The organism is Cryomorphaceae bacterium 1068 (genome assembly GCA_027214385.1).
Lineage (GTDB): Bacteria > Bacteroidota > Bacteroidia > Flavobacteriales_D > Cryomorphaceae > JAKVAV01.
This window is the reverse complement of the sequence record JAPVXR010000002.1, coordinates 121,570-140,151: the sequence shown is the minus strand read 5'-3', so window position 1 is coordinate 140,151 and position 18,582 is coordinate 121,570. Positions and strand designations below refer to the sequence as shown.

Genomic DNA, 18,582 nt, shown 5'->3' with positions numbered 1-18,582 from the left:
GACTTAAAAGCATAAAAAAGTCCCGCTTAGGCGGGACTTTTCGTTTTGAAATTCCATTAATCTTCGTCTTAGTTTACAATGAACCAATTATTTAGCAGATTCTCTTTATTGTACCTCATCTCTTGCTGTGTGGTGTGGTCCATAATGTTCTTTCCAGCACCTTTGGCAATAGCATGACCCGCGGCCGTATCCCATTCCATAGTAGGAGCGAATCTTGGGTAGACGTTAGCTGATCCCTCTGCCACAAGGCAAATTTTAAGCGAACTTCCCATGGAAACAATCTCTATTTCGCCGTGCTCTTTTTTGAGTTCCTCAAAGAACTCTTCCGTTTCAGGAGACATATGCGATCTACTTCCCACAGCTCTGTACGGAGTGGAATCATTTGAAGCTGGCAAAGATTCAGCTTTGCCTACGAGTTCATACCATTGATAAGCATTACCATCGTAATTTGAGATCTTGTAAGAACCCATCCCAACTGCTCCAAAATAGAGGTCCTTTTTCACCGGAACGTAAATGACTCCTCCTACAGACTTTCCGTCTTCAATCAAAGCGATGTTTACGGTAAACTCTCCGTTTCTCTTGACGAACTCTTTGGTTCCATCGAGCGGATCTACCATCCAAAAACGATCCCAATCCGCCCGCTCACTGAATTCAATAGACTTCCCTTCTTCACTCAAAACAGGTAAATCCTCTCCTAGAATTTCTACAATCTTCAAGTGAGCTCTCTTATCAGCTAGCGTTAACGGCGACTTATCGTTTTTGGTTTCTACGGCAAAATCACTATCGTAAACATCTAGAATTTCGAGGCCACCTAAGTAGGCTGCTTCAATTGCGGTAGAGATTAAATCTTTCATTTTGTTTTAGTTGAGGTTGTAATAGCTATTTAATACGAGGGTGCAAATTAAAAGGCAAATAATGGTAAGAGGCAAGCCAAATCTGAAATAATCGTTGAAAGTATATCCTCCGGGAGTGTAAACCATCAAATTGGTTTGGTAACCAATAGGAGTAATAAAGTTGGCCGCTCCACCAAAAGCTACCACCAGAATAAATGGCTCAATGGGCATTCCCATATCATGAGCAATGGTTAAAGCCACAGGTAAAACGATGGCCACCGCCGCTTTACTTGTCATGAATGCCGAGAGCAAGTTGGTTACGACAAAAATTCCTGCAATGAGCCCATATCCGCCAAAAGGTTTCAATAGATTCAGTCCACTATTGGCCAAAAGGTCTGCTAATCCACTATTGATCATTCCTTTTCCCAAGGCTAATCCGAGCGCAATAATGACAATAAGATTCATGTCTGCATTCTCCTTTATTTCCCTGGTCTTGATAAGATTTAGCAAAATGCAAACGGTAATAAGCGCTACCAGAGAAATGAACAGAGGAACCACATTGGTGGCAGCCAAAAGAATGGCCAATAATAAACCCCCGATAATCACCAGCGTTTTCCACCAAGAGAGGTTATGTACTTCCTTAACTTGAGATAGGATATAGAAATTTTGGCTGGCTTCTACCCTTTTAATGAAGCCATTTCCAGAGAGAACTAAGAGAACATCCCCTCCTCGAAGCTCTACATCACCGATTTTTCCTTTCAACCTCTCTTCACCTCTGTGGATGCCCATTATGGCCCCATTGTAACGATTGCGGAAGTCGGTATTTTTAACAATTTCTCCGATTAAATTGGATTGAGGAGCAATTACGAGTTCGATCACCCGTGATTGACTCTCCTTTGGAAGTTGACATTCCTGAGGTAAGGAAAGACCTAAAGAAGGGGAAGTCAGTTCGGCTACTCCCGCCGGGTCTCCGGCAAAGAATAGTTTGTCTCCTTTTTCTAAAATCATATCAGGAGGCACGGGCGTAATATCCTTTTTCTTTCGTCGTATCTCCACAAGGAAAAGACCCTTCAAACTTCTCAAAGAAGCACCTTGTATCGACTTCCCAATCAATTTACTTCCCGGTTGTACATGAGTTTCAACAAAGTACTCTCGCGCAGCAGATTCTTCAGTAGCAGAGCGATTATTCGGAAGCAGTGCTTTAGAAAAAGCAAATAGATAAAATCCCCCGATGAACAATGCAGGGATACCGAGAATAGCAAAGTCGAAAATTCCTAAACTCTGCTCCCCATACTCGATCGCTAATCCGTTTACAATAAGGTTTGTGGAGGTACCAATAAGTGTTACACAGCCCCCGAGAATGGAAGCATAAGAGAGCGGTATCAAAAATTGAGATGCGGCTAATTTTTTCTGTTCAGACCAAGAATACACATAGGGCATCATCATGGCCACAAGTGGAGTATTGTTGAGCAAAGCCGAAGCCACACCAACGCTTCCTGTCATTTTGGTCATAAATAGCCCTCTCCCGTCGGTAGGTTTGAAGAAACTCTGAAAAGCTCTATCCAGAAGATTGGTTTTGCGCATGGTATTGCTCACAACCATGAGCATAACTATTACGGCCAGCTGCTCATTTGCAAATCCGCTTAATGCCTCTTTTGGAGAAATTACACCAAACAACAATAGCACAACCGTCACGATCATGAACGCGATACCTGGCCTGATGAGCTCACGGTATAGCACTATGATCAAGAACAAGATTGAGAAAGCTACAACTAAAGCTTGAGCAGAAAATTCCATGTTCTGTTAGCGGGTGACGAGAGGCAAATATATTCAGTAAATCGGATGATGCATTAAACACCTTTAAATCATCCAATCATAAAACCAAAGAAATGCAATAAAAGTTACGATTGATCAAAATGGTTGATAAGGAAATCCTTTTACATTTGCCTTACCAATCGTCAATCGCTCTAATATGCTAACTCGAAGTTTTTTACCCATAATGAAACATATGTTGCTTTCATTTCGAATAAATGGGGATAAACAATCGTACAGGAAAGACTAACTCTGCTCAGCTAAGCTGGAATTTCCTATCTGATTTTTTATAAAAAAACATTCGCAAGAAGTAACAATATCCCCTTAAATGAAGAAGTTAAGAAGATTTCTACCAATAGTATTTATTGGTTTTTTCCTCGCCTCTTGTATCTCAAACAAGCGTATTGTCTACGTACAGGATTATTCCGAGAATAAGCCGTATAATTATTTGGCTGACACCACTTTTGCAAGCGAACCTGTAGACTACAAGCTTCAAACAGGTGATATCTTGTATGTCAGATCTGATCACCCAGTCTTGTCCAAGTCATTCGGTCAAATTGACCAATTCTATATGGACGATACAAGGATTGTACAGAGCCTACCCGTTTTGGCCGGTTTTACCATTGATGAGAATGGTCAGATTGATCTTCCCTTGGTTGGACTGATCAACGTAGGCGGAATGACGATGCTTGAAGCAGAAACCGCCGTAAAAGAGGGTGCCTCTGCTGTATTCTCTGACCCTTCAATCAAAGTTTTCATGCTCAATTATTTTGTCACTGTATTGGGTGAGGTCAATAGGCCCGGGCGCTACCCCGTCTATAACCACAGGCTCAACATCTTTGAAGCTATGGGTCTGGCGGGTGATGCAACGGACTTTGCCAGCAGGGAAACCGTAAAAGTAATCCGATCTCGTGATGGTAAGAACCACCTTTATTCAGTTGACCTAACCGACCAAAATATCTTGGCTTCAGATAAATTCTATTTAAAGCCGAATGACATCCTGATGGTGAAGCCTCAGAAGCGCAAGAAATATGCGACCAGAGATGTGCAGAACTTATTCAACGCTATTTCTGCTACAGTTAGCGTACTTACCCTTTACTTATTAATTACAGATAACTAATGATCGACGAACAAGAAATTATTCGAAAAGAAGAGGTCGACTTTAGAGGCGTAGTAAACCGTTTCAAAAGAGGGTGGCCAATTATCACAGTGTCACTCGTTTTCTGGCTTGCAATTGGTGTACTGTTTCAAATTTCATTCCCTCCTTACTATACAGCTAAGACAACCGTTCTGACAGAAGAACCAAAAGGTCAGGACGATCCGAGCATCTTGGTAACAGGTGAGCCTGTGTTCAGAAAGGCAGAAGCCTATTACTTCAACAACCAAAGAATAGTTTTTGCCAGTTATCCACTGGTATCTGAAGCGTTGCAGAAAACGGGGATGGTGAAGTATATCAAATCCGGCCTTCTCAACAGAGAGGTTTATGACTCTTCTCCCTTCAAACTCGAGTTGGACTCTACCTACATGAGTTTTGAGCGATTTGAAACCCCTTACGAAGCTCCGTTTTATGTAAACTTTACGGATTTTAATAAATACACTATTGAGGGAGAAGGTGAGTATTTGGAAGGCTCAGGAGAATATTACTATGAAGGTGAGTTTCAGTTTGGAGAATGGGTAACACTAGGTCAAATGAAGTTCCGATTGATTCCTCAAGATACCTTGATGAATCCAAATATCACCTTGAAGAATGAACTCTTCGAAGATGAATTCGGCTTCGTACTGATGGATTTGCCTACCCAAATCGCTGAGATGATTAAGTCGCTCGAGGTAGTAGATCAAGATATAGAGTCTACTGTCTTCACGGCTTCGCTATCAGGCGTTTCAGCACCCCGACAACTGGAGTTCTTATCTACCTTGGGTGATGCTTTTATCGCCAATCACTTGGATTTAAAAACACGCACACTGCGTATGGCTCTTGATTTTTTAGAAAAAGAAATTGAAAATACATCTAGCCTTCTTGAAGATAGTGAGGACTCTTTGAAGTACTTCAAGTCAGAGAACTCAATTACAAGCATCGACGCAGAAGGTGCTCTTCTGCTCAATCAAAGTGCAGAACTCCAAGACGAGAAAATCGAATTGGTTGTGAGAAACAAGTACTTCAGTTACTTAGAAGAAACGCTACGCACAAACGATGACTACTCTACTCTGATTTCGCCAGAAGCATTTGGTATTACAGATGGTCTCCTTTTGCGTTTGACGCAAGAGCTTGTCGACCTTCAACAGGATATAAAATCTCTGGAAGCTCAAGGAGCTCAGGATAATCCCGCATACGGGCAAGTGAAAAATGCAATTGAAGGAAAACGTGCTACAATTCTTCGATCCGTAGAAGGTTTCAAGTCGAGTAATCTTATGAAACTCGGTGATATCGAAAAGCGAATTGGCGAAATTGACGCGAGTTCTAAAGAGTTTCCAAAAGAACAGAGTGAGCTGCTAAAATTAGAAAGACGTTTTAGAATCAACGAGACATTATACACTTCTTTAATGGAGAAGAAATCCAACGTGGAGTTAAGTCTTGTCTCTACAACATCTGACTTTCGCATTATCGAACCTGCGCACCTTACCTCTGCAAAACCCATTATTCCTTGGGGTCCTCTCACCATAACAGTGGCAGTGCTTCTTGGATTAATTACAGGAGTAGGAATTCTAATATTGATGTGGGTTTTTAACAGCGGAATCGACTCAGGTGTGGATCTTAAGAGGCATTTGCCTCAAGCTTCACTTCTATCAGAAATATACTACACCAATATTCGTCGGCCGGGAGAATTGGAAGACTACCCACTCTCTACTCTGGCAAACCAAGTAAATGGTCTGATTTACAACATCGGAGTCAAAAAGCCTGATGCCTCTACCTTAGGTATCAGTTCTTTCAAGAGAGGTGAAGGAAAATCATTTACATCAAGTATGCTGGCGGTTCAATACGCTCAAGCAGGATACAAGGTCATTGTTATTGATGCCAACCGAAGACATCCTTCGGTCGCCAAATTGTTCAGAATTTCAGGTGGCCACGATGAGTTAAATTCATTCGACATCAACGAGATTGATAGTGCCATAAAGAGCACGTCAAATGGAAACATTGATGTATTAAGCTTGGGAAAAGTGATCTTTAACAACGTCGAGGTTCAGTCTTTTTCAGAGCTATTGCGCAACTTAGGGTCGTCTTATGATCGTATTATCGTAGATACGGCTCCGATCGGAAATGACGCCAGATCATTGGCCATACTGAATGCCACTGATATGCCGATAGTTATTTCGAAGCGCAGTCATACTGATATTCAAGACCTGCTGGATTTGAAAGAACTGTATAAAACAGGTTCTTTAAAGGAGTTGAATTGTGTTGTTACCGGGACGTTCAGCCCAAAAACTTCACTGAGCATGCGTCGAAACCCCTATCAAAAGAATAAAAAACGAAGTTTCAAAGAACGAATCAAAACTGTATTCGCTAAAGTCTAAACGGCGTTTTCTTGGAAGATGAAGATTTTGTTTCTGACTACTCAACTACCTTACCCTCCCGTTAGTGGAGGGGTCATTAAGACTTGGAACCTGGTCAAGCACTGGTCCTCCAACGAGCTAATGCTGGTTTGTGCATTAAAAGAAGGTGAGGAGGAACATCTTGCCGAATTCCATGATAGAGTCCCTGAGGTTAATCTGTTTGCCATTCCATTCGACAGAAAGCGCACTCCTTTGAATTTACTCAGAAGTTACTTTACCGCCCCTTCGCTCAACGTATTCAGAAACTACAACAAGCAATTGGAGGCCAAGGTAAAAGAATGGGCCCCTAAGTGCGATTTGATCTTCATCGATCATTATGAAATGGGACAATACGTTCCGAAATCATTCGACAAACCTGTGGTATTACACGAGCACAACGCTGAGTTTGTAATGTGGGAAAGATTGGGAGAAATAGAAAAGAATCCACTCAAAAAAGCGCTCATCAACTTGGAAGCTTCTAGAATTAAGAGAGCCGAAAAGATGTATGCAAAAAATGCATCTGTGATTTTTGCAGCACCCAACGATATTGAAGAATTGGCGGGGATAGGAGTTGATCGCAAGAAACTCAAGCCGACTTATCATCTTGGTGAAGATTTTCTTTTGGAACGCCCTGACTTGGAATTTGACCTAACAGAAAAAGCCCTGCTTTTTGTAGGAACTTTAACCTGGGAAGCGAATATTGATGGTCTCTTGTGGTTCTTGGATGAAATTTATCCATCCGTTTTAGAGAAGCAGCCTGACATCCACTTTTATATCGTGGGTAAAAATCCTGATCCGAGGCTCATTTACAGAGCACAGAGGTTTGAAAGTGTGGAGCTTACAGGATTTGTTGAGGATTTGGAGCCTTACTTTAAAAAAGCAAGAGCCTTTGTGATTCCTTTGCGTTTTGGGAGTGGCATCAAAGTGAAACTTCTCAATGCGATGTACCGTGGAATTCCCATCGTAACTACGCCTATTGGCACCGAGGGACTGGAGGTGGTTTCAGGAAGAGATCTCTTCTGCACCCAATCTGAGAAGGAGCAGGTAGAAGCTATCTCGACCTTGATTGATTCTAAGGCAACATGGGAAAGTCTGAGAGATCATTCGCGAGCAATAGCTCAAAATTATACGTGGAAAAAACTTCTTAGCGATCACGATGAGGTCATTCATTCGATCGTTGAAAACAAAAAAAACTAGCACTAAAAAGAGTAAGGAATGCTTTTTAATTCACTAGACTATCTGATTTTTCTGCCACTGGTAGTTGCTGCGTTTTACCTGATTCCAAATCGTTTTAGGTGGGTGCTGCTTTTAGCTGCCAGTTACTACTTCTACATGTGTTGGAAGTGGCAATACATTTTCTTGATCCTCATCTCAACTATGGTGGATTTCTACGCAGGAATTCAAATAGCCAAAACCCCTGATAAAAAGAAAAAGAGGTGGTTTCTGCTACTGAGTCTCTTTGTGAATCTGGGATTTCTCTTCTACTTTAAGTATTTCAACTTCTTTACTGAGAATACAGCCATAGTGCTGTCTCAGTTTAATATTTTGGCCGATTTCGAGTACTACGACATCCTCTTACCGGTAGGTATTTCTTTCTATACATTTCAAACGCTTAGTTATACCATTGACGTATACCAAGGCAAATCAGAGCCTGAAACACATCTTGGATACTTCGCGTTGTATGTCGCTTACTTCCCCCAGCTGGTAGCAGGACCGATTGAGCGATCCACCAGGCTTATTCCTCAACTTAGAAGAGAACCAAAAGTCACTCCTGATGATATCCGATACGCGATAAATAAAATTCTACTTGGTTTCTTCAAAAAGCTGGTAGTTGCAGATACGGTTTCTCAGTATGTCAATTTGGTTTATGCCAATGTCGATGGCACTACGGGGACACAACTGTACTGGGGTGCATTTTTATTTGCCGTTCAGTTGTACGCAGATTTCTCAGGTTATACCGATATCGCAATGGGATCAGCACGACTGATGGGAGTGAAATTAATGGAGAATTTCAAAAGACCCCTGTGGCAGGAGAATCATAGTGCTTACTGGGCGAATTGGCACATTTCCCTCACTAGCTGGATTAGGGATTATGTATATATCCCATTAGCCAAAATTAACCGATCGAAATATGCCCTTATGTTTTGGTCAGTCTTCATTCTCGTCCTTATTGGGTTTTGGCATGGTGCGAACTGGACCTTTATTATGTTTGGATTGGTGAACGGTATCGTTATGCTCATCCAGAGGTCAATTCGTAATACTCGATTTGCAAGAAAAATCAGAAGTAATGTCTTTACATTACAAATTCAGAAATATATAAATCTAAATATCCTTCTTCTAGAAGCAGTCTATTTCCGTTCAGTTGATGTCAACATGGCACATAAGATTTATGGCAAAATTTTTACAGAATTCAATTTAAATTTCGTGGAACTTCTGTCCCTTTATAAGTTCGAATATTTGATGGCCATGTTTGTCAGTGGATTATTGTGGTTAACCGTTTTTTTTAATAATCAACTTAGATTCAAACACAACTGGCTGTACGTCACCGGAATGCTATTCCTGATCATATTCTTGGGCCAAGACTTGAAGAACTCATTTGTTTATTTCCAATTCTAAAACAACTATGACACCATTTGGCTCTTCGCAAGGATTGAAATTAGTCACTTTAACATTAGTGACCGCCGCATTGATTGCGGTCGGTATTGATCAGATCTTTCAATATTTCGTACTTCCTAAAAGAACAGATATTTCGAATTCATTTAAGATAGAACGATTGCTGGCAGAGACAGACCCTGAAGAGATTCCTGTATTCGGAAGCTCCAAAGGAAGATCTTCTTTTATACCAGACTCCTTGGGGGAAAATGTATTCAATTACTCGATGGAGAAAGCCAATTTCGACGTGATCTTTTTTCTTTTAGAAACAGAGCTTGCAAAAGACAAAGACGGCCCGATAATTATAGAGTTCAACACGCGCTCTTTTGTTCATCGCCCCGATCACACTATAGACTTGTCCACTTTTATGCCCATTCAGAACAGTCAAGAAGTCATTGACTTCCTTGATGAGAACGGACGGCTCGATAATTTTCAACTCTTACCGGGAGTTCGATATTATGGAAGTTATGTTCGCTATTTGCGCTCCTTGACTCGTAAAGTCACTTCTAATAAAATCACCAATCGAGGTGGGATTTTCATCGACTACTATCCTGGTGATAAACTTCTCACACGATTTACCGACAGCCGTTATAAAATGATGGAGAAAAGGGTGGAATTGGAAACTAAAAAAGAATCAGGTATTCCTCTGACCTATATGGAAGTGCAGATGCTGGACCAACTTCAGATCAATTCTGATTTCGCGGAGAATAAAGAAAGAATTCAAAAATTTGAAGCCATGGCAAAGGGTTACCCGAATCGAGATTTCATTATGGTATTCACACCCCATCACCCAAGCGAGTTAGCCGGTGTAAGAAATTTAGAAAAGCTGGACTCCCTCTTCAATCACTGGAACACGGATATTCCGAATATCCATGCTTTTGATTACTCAACCTTCCAATTGCCGGACAGCTGTTTTAAAAATTCCAGCCACATTAATCTCGAGGGTGCCAGAAGGTTCTGCGCCGTGTTGAATGATGATCTGGATTCACTTCTGAACTCTAATTAGAGTTCAGCAAGGGCGATTAGTAGTTTAGAAATAGCGGCGGATTATCCTTTTTTCCTTAATTCGGAAATCGCGATACCCAGAAACGGAAGATCATCCCACAAATACCTCTTAGCCAATCTTCGTGGCTCAGAAATAATTCTGTGAACGAATTCAATTCCCGCCTTTTGATAAAACATGGGTGCTCTTTTCTTGGTACCCCAGTAGAATTCGAATGAGGCTCCCAGAAGGAATGTTTTGGGTAGATTCTTATTCTTGCTTTTGAGCCTCTTGAATATCTCCAGGGCAATGTTCTCTTGCTTTGGGAAGCCCAAGCCAACGAAGACGTATTCCGGTGGGTTCTCATCGAAAAAGGACATGACATTGGTCATCACCTCATCAAATTCATCCTGATTTTCCAATTTGAAAAATGGCGGTGCGTAGTAAACCGTGTTCGGTCGTTCGTTCTTAAACCGCTCACCAAGATCTTCTCTGGGCAAAACAAACAACACTCTTTTGCTTTCATCGTCTTTTAGGATGCTCCACATCTCGGGAAAAAAATCACTACCCGTCAATCGGGCCTCAAGTCCTTTTTCCTTTCCAAACTTCATCCGACTAAGCGCAATCACGGGCTGACCGTCAGGTAAAATCCACCTGGCTGTTTTCAATTTCTCTCTGAGCGGATGGTTCTCTTTTCGATCCAGCCGCACGATCTGATCTACATTTGGAGTAACCATAAGAGGAATAACCCCTTCTTCGGTCACTTCATCATTATACACAAAATCGGCGATGACCTTTACATCCTTGGCAGAGTAAAAGTTAAAGCCCAGCATTTCTAATCGCTTAATCATTGAAACAATCTTCTTTTTAACGTATCACCAATACTCCTCATCCGATTCAAATTGATGAGCAATGCCAGCATCATTTTAAATGGGAAAATCAGGTATTTCCATGCCAATTCAATTGGGTTGACTTTCACATCAATCGGCTTGTAATCGTATTCTCTCATCAATTCTCCGCAAGTGTTCTGGCAAATTTGAATCTCCGTTTTTGTCAATCCCTTTTCCAGCCATCCTTTGGCTCTGGTTTTTCGAATACCCAACTCCGATTTCTTATCGGCCTCACTCGATGAGCCGGCATGTGGTACCTGAAGCATCTCCGGTTCGAAGGGAAAATCAGCAAATGCACAAATCGACTTTACCGTCTCATCGGGCTTTTGCAATATATCTTCAAACCGAACCGTCATAAATCTAGGCTCACTTGCGAAGGGCTTCGCCGCTGAAATGGCCGCATTCCAAAGCTTGCTTACCGCGAGCGGATGGTAGTTAATTTGGAGTCTCAGCGTTTCCTTCTTCGTCATAAAGTCCGCGCCCAACGCTCTGCGTTTCCATTTGCGCTTTTGCGAAAGCATCACCGCTCGCGGATCGCGAACCATGTTAATGATCCTGGCATTCGGAAACTTGTCTAAAATCTCCCTGACATAAAAGATGTTTTGAGGCGTCTTTTCGCAAGGAATGGATTTGCCGTTTACCTCCGTTTCGTATTTCAGAAATGAGGAGTATACGGCGAGTCGAGAAGGGCTATCGCCAAGTTGAGCCACCAATTGGTCAATTTCAGCCTTGTACTTCGCCACGTGCTTCTCTACGGGCTCAAAAAATCCCGCGCGCTGGCAAGTGAATAACTTGGCGTATAGATCAAAAGCCACTTTAGCATTGATCGGAACTCCATCGTCTTTTGGTGTCCACATCTTTTCAAAAAAGTGCGGCTCGTTGATGGAATGAACCATGCTGTGGTTATTCATAATGCGCATCATCATAGTTGTTCCACTGCGAGAATTTCCTACAATAAAGACAACGGGGTCGTCGCTATGCGGTACTTTATTATCCATTCTATTGGCCAAATTCAGGCCATTTCTTAGTGATGTCTATTTCGAGAAGCTCGGACAATTGTCCAACTTCATTTTGGTAATAATCGCGAAGCCATTTTGCGTCAGCTTCCTGCAGCTTTGGCATATTCTTATCAGAATAAAGGGCTCCCGCTAATTTTTGCCTGAGTGGCTTCGGTGTCAATTTTTTGGCGGTTGTCATGATCCCTGAATTTACCAAGAACCGATTCAAACCTGCATTTCGAGGTAAGGCAGATGCATTACTTTTTTCTGAGAAATCAAATTCAAATGAGGCATCAATTTCTAGAAAAGTACAAATGCTAGCCAGAACGTCATCAGGGCTTTTCTTGTAGTCTTCAAAGAAAATCGGGAGTACTTGATCCTTTCCAAAAAGATCAAAATACCTTTTGAGTTGATCTGAATATTTTCCCAATTCGAGGTACTGATGGTTCACACCCCAACCTTTAGGATTTTGAGCGTGGTCATTCTCTAATTCCTGAATAAAATTGTCCGCGTCACTTTTCGCTTCTCGTAAATTCATCAAAAACTGAGACCAAGCTCTTCGAATCGGATTTCTCAAAATGACCAGAATTTTAGCCTCAGGGTTGAAATCATATATCGCCTTCGCTGCATTTGGACAAATCATGTAAGAATTGCTGATCTCACCGATCGCATTCTCCTGCTCAACTTTTGAAAATAATGCGTTGTAGTGGTGATCTTCATTCACATGTGCAATGTGAATGGTCTCTTTCATTCCGCCCTTAATATACCTATCGAGATCAAGATTGACATCTTGAGCATAGCCCTTTAAAAAGTCCTTTTCGGAAATATCGCTAGAGGCAAAGTGGTTGGTCTCCTTGATGGGAGGTAGATACACATCGGGGTGTTGCGCCAAGTAATGGTACAGGCTGGTTGTACCTCCTTTTACCACTCCAACTACAAAGAAATTGGGCAATTGCTTATCGGTTGTCATGATAGTGCTCGGTCTTTTCTCAATGTTCCCTCTACTTTAATAGCTTCGATCGATTCGCCATTATTGACTCTGGCTTGAATTACTCTATCTCTTTGATAGAAATAAAAAATCAATAATATCATCGTGAGCGTTTGCCCGGAATAAAGGGTGAGGTATTCGGTTGTGATGGCATCCAGTGCGTGAATGAGTAACGTTATTTTCAACGTAACTAGAAACACATTTTGCTTGATATACTTGATCCCTCTGATGTATTTGATTGCTAGAACGAATTGGAAGAAAACTATTCCAAGCCCAATTACTCCCGCAGAAAACAAGTAGCCGAATATTCCTACATCTGATGTATAGAAGAAGCCATAAAAATGATTGTATCCGTCGGGCAAGAAATAGGTACTTATTTTACCCTTTCCAAAGATTGGACTATCCAGAAACCCTTTCACCGCAATGTCTACTTCCATAAGGCGAATATTGTCCTCTAGAGAACCCGATCCTGCCTTACCTGCCGTATTAAACACATCGAGGAACATGTGGTAGTATTGTTCATAAATATCTGCCTTAAAAATTGCGATAATCAAGGCAACAGTTGTCAGCGGTATCAATGCTCTGAAGATGGTAAGCACTTGCGTTTTGGCCGGAAGGGCAGTCAGGAAAAAGACACCCAAACCAAAACCCAAGACCGCAATAGATGTGCGGTCGAGACGAATGAAAACGACGTAGAATATGAATAAGGCAGCTATGCCGAGATAGATTAGATTTTTTTGATAGAATGACTTCACCGTGAAATAGACTGATCCAAAAAAGAACAAGGACATGTTGAGGCGATAATACACGTCTCCTCCTTTCTCGGGGTTTGCCCCTGAAATGGCAGTATCTTGAAACTGGACAGGATCAATGAAGATGGTGAGAAAATAGGAGAAGAACATGTAAATCAATGCCAACGTGACAAAAGAATGTTCTACAGTTTTGATGCTTACATAGCCTTCTTTGAGAAGGTTATAAACGATTAAACCTCCAAACAGAAGGTAAAAATCCCGATAAGTCGCTACACCAAAAAACATTGGTTGATCAAATTCTCTCCATGCCGCGAAAGCTGGTATTATGGGGAAAATAAAGAGGATACCGAGGTAAATTTCGATCCCACTGAATGTGTAGTTCTTTTCGATGATCCTACATACCAGACGGTACAGGATGTAAAGAAAGATAAGTCCTTCTAAGAGGGCCTCTAAAACGAGCTCGACGGGATACATTACACTTGCCCAAAAACTCCTGAATGTCAGCGCCACTATAAGAGCTATGGCAATCATAGTGAAAAAGTTCTTTTTCACTGCAAAATGATTGCCTTGTCGGTCTAATGAAAAATATGGGTTCTTTAGCATTGTCTAAGGGGGGCTACCAATTTCTTAGAACGAAGTATCAGCAAGTTAGGTTTCAATTCAAAGATGACAAAATAACCCTATTTTCGCTTCGCAGGGTACGGTTTAAGTTCGAATTATTTAAACCTGATTCAGTTATCGGTTGATTTTTAAATCAAAGCAACAAATTAAACACTTCGAAAAGAATATATGAGCAATTCTCATTTTCTATTTGTTGGCACGGCCAAGGCAGGCACGACCTCCATTTTTGAATACCTGCGTCAACATCCGGAAATCGATATTCCCGTAAAAGAAACATTTTATTTCCTCCGCGATGTTTTCACGGACTTTGGGCTTGGCTATCCGGCACAGCGACCCAAGTCAGAGCTCATTCTTGATAAGTCGAGTTTCGTTTCTCTCTATCCCGAGAACAGCGCTAAAACCTACGGAGAAATCGGAACAGGATACCTCTACCATTACAAGAAGAGTATTCCTCTGATAAAGGAAACCTTTGGTGAAGATGTGAAAATCTTGATAATTCTCAGAAATCCCGTCAACAGAGCCTATTCCTCATACATGCATTTCGTGAAGGATGTACACGAAAAATTGAGCTTTGAGGAATCGATGAAGATGGAAGTACTGCGGCAAGAACAGAAGTATGACTTCATGTGGATGCACCGAGATATGGGGTTGTACTTTAAGCAAGTGAAAGCATTTATGGAGGCTTTCAAGAACGTAAAAGTCTTAATCACCGAAGAGTTCAAAGAAAATCAAGAAACAGAAATGGCGAGTATCTTGGAGTTTCTGGGAGTAAATCATGAGGTGCAATTTAACACGAATAAGGAATACAATAAGTCGGGCGAGCCCAAGTTTAAAAGTCTTCAAAAGCTCATCACTCAAGAAAACTTAGTTAAGAAAACCTTGAGGCCCGTCTTCAGAGCGGCATTCAACAAGGAGAAGAGAGCCAAAATGAGAAAAAAGGTAAAAAATATCAATATTGCTTCCTACCCTCCTATGAATGAGGAAACTCGTCGCGAATTGGTTGAATTTTACCGTACGGATGTTGCTGCTTTGGAGGGCTTGTTGGGAAAATCTCTGGAGAGTTGGAAAATCTAAGCCTTAGGCTTTTCGATTGCGGCATACCACTTTGACAAATCCCTGTTCAAGATCTTTTCGAGCTCTTGGATATCTGATTTGAAATATTTCTCTGTCAGCTCCATCCGAACCACAGGGTCCAACTCAACCCTTTCGATACCTTTTTCCATCAGCTTCGATTTCAGGGCATAAAGCTTGAATAGCGCTTTGCCGGGAAGGGCCTTTTTCATGAAAGCCTTCAGAGGATTCTGATGATTCAAGGCTGAGATCAAACCCTTTCTCTTTGGCAGGCCACTTGGGTTTAATCTAGCTTTGGTATTGATATCCACATCTACCCGTAGATCACAAGCCGTTAGAAACTCTTCCAAAAGCTCAGATCTTTTCAGGTCGCTGGTAATGTAAACGACTGTTTGAGGAAGTTCTTCCAGAATATCTTTAATCCTTTCAGCATAAAGGCTTCCGCCGATGTAGTCGAAACCCAACTGCTCTTTTCTTCTCTGCTCTACGATTTCAGGCGCCAAAGCCTCTTTAAAATCAAGATCCTCCAGCTGATTTTTTACAAACATCAGATAATGACTGAATGATCTGTCTACAGGGTTTCGAAGTATTATGAAGGTCTTTAGCTCCTTGGTTTTTTCTCCGTACAAGGCTTTGATATTGCGCAGAGTATCTTTGTGATTTGTGAATTGAGCAACGGAACTATCACAGATTTTTTGCCCTTTACCAACCGGCGCATACATATCAGTATATTCCTTCAGATCTACTATTTGACGGTCCCTAATGCCCGAAGGGATCTCAGATACATCTCTATCGTGATAGGCAAAGAATCCCGGCTCTTTTCGTGGCATAAACACATCAGGATGTTGCTTAAGGAAAAAAGCGAGGGAAGTGGTGCCGCTTTTGGCAGCGCCTAAAATCAAAATATCGGGAAGATTGAGGTCTTGGCCGTTTATATCTATCAGCATAAGTGAGAGTTGCTCTGCAAATGTTGAAAATTAGAACGAGACTTTCTTTCAACTGGTTACATATTTATCAATTTTGCGCCGATGTTCAACTACGATTACAAAGGACAGACCTATCGGCTTCCTGATTTCATTATTCCGGGAGCAGCTAAAAGCGGCACAACTACACTATACCAACTGCTGTCTCAGCATCCCGATCTGTTTTTTCCTCCTTCTCGAAAGGAGCCATTCTACTTTAGTTTTGGCGGGGACAAACCGACTTATACCGACGAGAAATTCAATGCCATACCTATTTGGCAAACGCAAAAGTACCTGGAGCTGTTCGATTCAGCCAAGAGCAGTCATCTTTGTGGTGAGGCGTCTACATCATATCTATACACCTATGATAAAAGCTTAAAACTGCTCCATGATTTTTACGGACAAGGGCTGAAAGACTTGAAGTCCTTGATCATCTTGCGAAATCCTGTAGACCGGGCATACTCACATTATACCTACCTGATTCGCAATGGTTTTGAAAATCGCACGTTCGAAGATGCCATTTCTGAAAAAGGCATTAGCGAGTGGAAAAATAAGCGATGGGGTTTTGACTACTTGGCTTATGGTAAATATGCCGATCAGGTTTCTGCTTTCAAAAGTGCCATTCCTCAAACCAAAGTGTGGCTGTTGGAAGATCTAAAAAAAGGAAGCGAAACCACCGATGAAATGCTCAATTTCCTAGGTGTGCCCTTGATGCAATTTGACACCTCGATGAAAGCCAATCCGAGCGGTATTCCCAAAAGCAAGGGGTTGGTAAATCTTCTTCGGAAAAATCCTGTAGCGCAAAAAATAGGAAAGGCTTTGCCTTCATCTCTTCAAAGCAATTTGAAAAACAAACGTGACAAGCTGATGAGTAGGCTATTGACAAAAGAACCCATGAAACCCGAAACAAGAAAAGAGCTTACATCTTATTTCAGAGAAGACATTGAAAAGCTTCAAGAAGTGATGGATCGGGATCTAAAATACTGGCTAGACAACTAGCCCTTTTTCAACATCTTGAAAATACTGAAGGGATTGAAGAAAGTAGAGATCTTATAACGCTTGTAGATAAATCTCACTCCTACAATATTCCATGTTACCGTGCTGCAAAGTGTGGCAAATGCCGCGCCCTCCATCCCATATATCGGAATGAGAATGAGATTGAGTATAATATTCATTGTAGTCGTAATCGAGACGATCTTCGTAAAGAACATTTGATTACCCGACATATTCAGAAAGACAGCGACCATTCCAGACCCTGCATTGATCAATTGCATCAATGCAAATATTCTAAGTACACCAGCCCCTTCAATAAACTCTTCGTCGATTAAGGATAAGATGAATTCAGGAAAAATCATGAGAACAAGCGAGACAGGAAAGGCAAAAGCAAAGATGAAAAGAGTCGAGAAGTGAACGACTTTCTTAAGTTGATCTTTTTTGTTTGACCAAAATAACTCACTGATCTTAGGCATGGCAATAGCCTTCATTGCCCCAATCACGAAGTTGGTAATGATAGATAACTTAAATGCCATCCCGAAAACACCTGCAACACCCGTGTCAGAAAAATAACCTAACATCAATATGTCCACCCGTCCATTTAGGAGTTGAATAAATGAAGTCATGATCATGGGAAGAGAGATCATCAGGTGATTTTTGAAAGAAAAAAAAGGTTCTGGTTCAGAAGCTACTTCTTTAGACTCTGTAGCTTTTTTCAAATACCTATGTATAAAGATCGTAGTGCCGACCAGAGCCAAAAACGCGCCGCATGCATAAGCGATCAAAGGGTCTTCAGCCGCTAGTGAATAATATGTCATTACAACAGTACCGATCAGAGCCGTCACTTGCAAAACCAAGGTTCTGAAGAACTCACTGACTTGAATTCTCTTCATCCCTCGAATAAACTCCACGTTGATCGTGGAGATAACGACCAGAGGAACAATGAACCCAGTTATCTTCAAGGGAACATTCATCGCAGGGTCTTTGAAATAGTAGGTCGCCAAAAATTCAGAAGAAAAGAAAAGAATGGCCCCCAAGGCAATACCACTCATGCTGGAATAGCGCATTATCACTCGATAAAGCGTTCTTACCGTTGAGTGCCAGTTCTTAGCGCGGTATTGTGAAACAAATCGAACAATGGAAGTATTGAATCCGAAACACCCGATCATTACCCAAATATTAAGGGTGGCGATGCAAAGATTCCAAACACCTACACCATCTTTTCCCAGCTGTTTTGAAATCAGAATAACAAGGCCGTAACTGACGCACATGGTGATAAGGCGGTAACCAAAGGCAAAAAGACCCCCTTTCACCAGTTCTCCAAGGTTTTGATCGCCTTTTCCTGAAAGGGTTCTTTGGATGGATTGAAGATTCATGAATCTCGTAAGGCTTTGTGCGGGACGATAATAAGGTTAGTGCAAAGAAAGCAGAAATGCCATCAATGATGGAATTGATTTCTCTGTAAAAAACCCTTGCCAACCGATAAGACCTTTTTTCTGT

At 41.5% G+C, this 18,582-nt stretch carries 15 protein-coding genes; 7 read left to right on the top strand and 8 right to left on the bottom strand.

What is annotated here, in order from left to right; all coding sequences use genetic code 11:
* Nucleotides 1-68 precede the first annotated feature (68 nt).
* Together cysQ and O3Q51_03385 are read right to left on the bottom strand one after the other, a co-directional pair.
* A complete protein-coding gene (cysQ, locus tag O3Q51_03390) occupies nt 69-854 on the bottom strand; it encodes a 3'(2'),5'-bisphosphate nucleotidase CysQ (GenBank protein ID MCZ4407837.1) in 786 nt (261 codons plus the stop codon).
* Between the two features lie 6 nt (nt 855-860).
* Nucleotides 861-2,630 carry an SLC13 family permease gene (locus tag O3Q51_03385; GenBank protein ID MCZ4407836.1) on the bottom strand — a complete coding sequence of 590 codons (1,770 nt, stop codon included), beginning with the start codon at nt 2,628-2,630 and terminating at the stop codon, nt 861-863.
* A gap of 343 nt (nt 2,631-2,973) precedes the next feature.
* Here O3Q51_03385 and O3Q51_03380 point away from each other — a divergent pair, with 343 nt between their 5' ends.
* Genes O3Q51_03380 through O3Q51_03360 form a run of 5 tightly spaced genes read left to right on the top strand, consistent with a single transcriptional unit; the run spans nt 2,974 to nt 9,831 of the window.
* On the top strand, nt 2,974-3,765 hold the full coding sequence (locus tag O3Q51_03380; GenBank protein MCZ4407835.1) for a polysaccharide biosynthesis/export family protein: 792 nt from the start codon (nt 2,974-2,976) through the stop codon (nt 3,763-3,765).
* On the top strand, nt 3,765-6,155 hold the full coding sequence (locus O3Q51_03375) for an AAA family ATPase (protein MCZ4407834.1): 2,391 nt from the start codon (nt 3,765-3,767) through the stop codon (nt 6,153-6,155). The genes O3Q51_03380 and O3Q51_03375 overlap by 1 nt, the downstream gene beginning before the upstream one ends.
* Nucleotides 6,156-6,173: 18 nt before the next feature.
* Nucleotides 6,174-7,370 carry a glycosyltransferase gene (locus tag O3Q51_03370; protein MCZ4407833.1) on the top strand — a complete coding sequence of 399 codons (1,197 nt, stop codon included), beginning with the start codon at nt 6,174-6,176 and terminating at the stop codon, nt 7,368-7,370.
* A gap of 18 nt (nt 7,371-7,388) precedes the next feature.
* Nucleotides 7,389-8,789, top strand: a complete 1,401-nt coding sequence (locus O3Q51_03365; GenBank protein ID MCZ4407832.1) for an MBOAT family protein — start codon at nt 7,389-7,391, stop codon at nt 8,787-8,789.
* Between the two features lie 7 nt (nt 8,790-8,796).
* Entirely contained in the window at nt 8,797-9,831 is a 1,035-nt protein-coding gene (locus tag O3Q51_03360; GenBank protein MCZ4407831.1) for a hypothetical protein, read from the top strand.
* Nucleotides 9,832-9,872: 41 nt separating this feature from the next.
* On the opposite strand, the gene O3Q51_03355 is transcribed toward O3Q51_03360, so the two are convergent.
* The 4 genes from O3Q51_03355 to O3Q51_03340 are packed head-to-tail and all read right to left on the bottom strand — an operon-like array spanning nt 9,873 to nt 13,987.
* Entirely contained in the window at nt 9,873-10,658 is a 786-nt protein-coding gene (locus O3Q51_03355) for a WecB/TagA/CpsF family glycosyltransferase (GenBank protein ID MCZ4407830.1), read from the bottom strand.
* Entirely contained in the window at nt 10,655-11,695 is a 1,041-nt protein-coding gene (locus O3Q51_03350; GenBank protein MCZ4407829.1) for a sulfotransferase, read from the bottom strand. Before O3Q51_03350 ends, O3Q51_03355 begins: the two co-directional genes overlap by 4 nt.
* 1 nt (nt 11,696) lies before the next feature.
* Nucleotides 11,697-12,665: a sulfotransferase gene (locus O3Q51_03345; GenBank protein MCZ4407828.1), complete on the bottom strand. Its 969-nt coding sequence runs from the start codon at nt 12,663-12,665 to the stop codon at nt 11,697-11,699.
* The gene (locus O3Q51_03340; GenBank protein MCZ4407827.1) at nt 12,662-13,987 is read right to left on the bottom strand and encodes an O-antigen ligase family protein; all 1,326 of its coding nucleotides are present in this window, start codon (nt 13,985-13,987) and stop codon (nt 12,662-12,664) included. The genes O3Q51_03345 and O3Q51_03340 overlap by 4 nt, the downstream gene beginning before the upstream one ends.
* Before the next feature lie 237 nt (nt 13,988-14,224).
* Between O3Q51_03340 and O3Q51_03335 the strand changes: the two genes are divergently transcribed.
* Nucleotides 14,225-15,130, top strand: coding sequence for a sulfotransferase (locus tag O3Q51_03335; protein MCZ4407826.1), 906 nt, complete (start codon nt 14,225-14,227; stop codon nt 15,128-15,130).
* On the opposite strand, the gene O3Q51_03330 is transcribed toward O3Q51_03335, so the two are convergent.
* Nucleotides 15,127-16,074, bottom strand: a complete 948-nt coding sequence (locus O3Q51_03330) for a sulfotransferase (GenBank protein ID MCZ4407825.1) — start codon at nt 16,072-16,074, stop codon at nt 15,127-15,129. The two genes, O3Q51_03335 and O3Q51_03330, sit on opposite strands and share 4 nt — an antisense overlap.
* Nucleotides 16,075-16,155: 81 nt before the next feature.
* Between O3Q51_03330 and O3Q51_03325 the strand changes: the two genes are divergently transcribed.
* On the top strand, nt 16,156-17,088 hold the full coding sequence (locus tag O3Q51_03325) for a sulfotransferase domain-containing protein (protein MCZ4407824.1): 933 nt from the start codon (nt 16,156-16,158) through the stop codon (nt 17,086-17,088).
* On the opposite strand, the gene O3Q51_03320 is transcribed toward O3Q51_03325, so the two are convergent.
* Nucleotides 17,085-18,458, bottom strand: coding sequence for a flippase (locus O3Q51_03320; GenBank protein ID MCZ4407823.1), 1,374 nt, complete (start codon nt 18,456-18,458; stop codon nt 17,085-17,087). The genes O3Q51_03325 and O3Q51_03320 overlap by 4 nt on opposite strands.
* Nucleotides 18,459-18,582 lie beyond the last annotated feature (124 nt).

Bases quoted from the DNA above. Each gene is read 5' to 3' on its own strand.
- O3Q51_03320 (MCZ4407823.1), bottom strand. From the start codon at position 18,458: ATGAATCTTCAATCCATCCAAAGAACCCTTTCAGGAAAAGGCGATCAA.
- cysQ (MCZ4407837.1), bottom strand. From the start codon at position 854: ATGAAAGATTTAATCTCTACCGCAATTGAAGCAGCCTACTTAGGTGGC.
- O3Q51_03335 (MCZ4407826.1), top strand. From the start codon at position 14,225: ATGAGCAATTCTCATTTTCTATTTGTTGGCACGGCCAAGGCAGGCACG.
- O3Q51_03380 (MCZ4407835.1), top strand. From the start codon at position 2,974: ATGAAGAAGTTAAGAAGATTTCTACCAATAGTATTTATTGGTTTTTTC.
- O3Q51_03330 (MCZ4407825.1), bottom strand. From the start codon at position 16,074: ATGCTGATAGATATAAACGGCCAAGACCTCAATCTTCCCGATATTTTG.
- O3Q51_03350 (MCZ4407829.1), bottom strand. From the start codon at position 11,695: ATGGATAATAAAGTACCGCATAGCGACGACCCCGTTGTCTTTATTGTA.
- O3Q51_03385 (MCZ4407836.1), bottom strand. From the start codon at position 2,630: ATGGAATTTTCTGCTCAAGCTTTAGTTGTAGCTTTCTCAATCTTGTTC.
- O3Q51_03345 (MCZ4407828.1), bottom strand. From the start codon at position 12,665: ATGACAACCGATAAGCAATTGCCCAATTTCTTTGTAGTTGGAGTGGTA.
- O3Q51_03325 (MCZ4407824.1), top strand. From the start codon at position 16,156: ATGTTCAACTACGATTACAAAGGACAGACCTATCGGCTTCCTGATTTC.
- O3Q51_03355 (MCZ4407830.1), bottom strand. From the start codon at position 10,658: ATGATTAAGCGATTAGAAATGCTGGGCTTTAACTTTTACTCTGCCAAG.
- O3Q51_03360 (MCZ4407831.1), top strand. From the start codon at position 8,797: ATGACACCATTTGGCTCTTCGCAAGGATTGAAATTAGTCACTTTAACA.
- O3Q51_03375 (MCZ4407834.1), top strand. From the start codon at position 3,765: ATGATCGACGAACAAGAAATTATTCGAAAAGAAGAGGTCGACTTTAGA.
- O3Q51_03365 (MCZ4407832.1), top strand. From the start codon at position 7,389: ATGCTTTTTAATTCACTAGACTATCTGATTTTTCTGCCACTGGTAGTT.
- O3Q51_03370 (MCZ4407833.1), top strand. From the start codon at position 6,174: ATGAAGATTTTGTTTCTGACTACTCAACTACCTTACCCTCCCGTTAGT.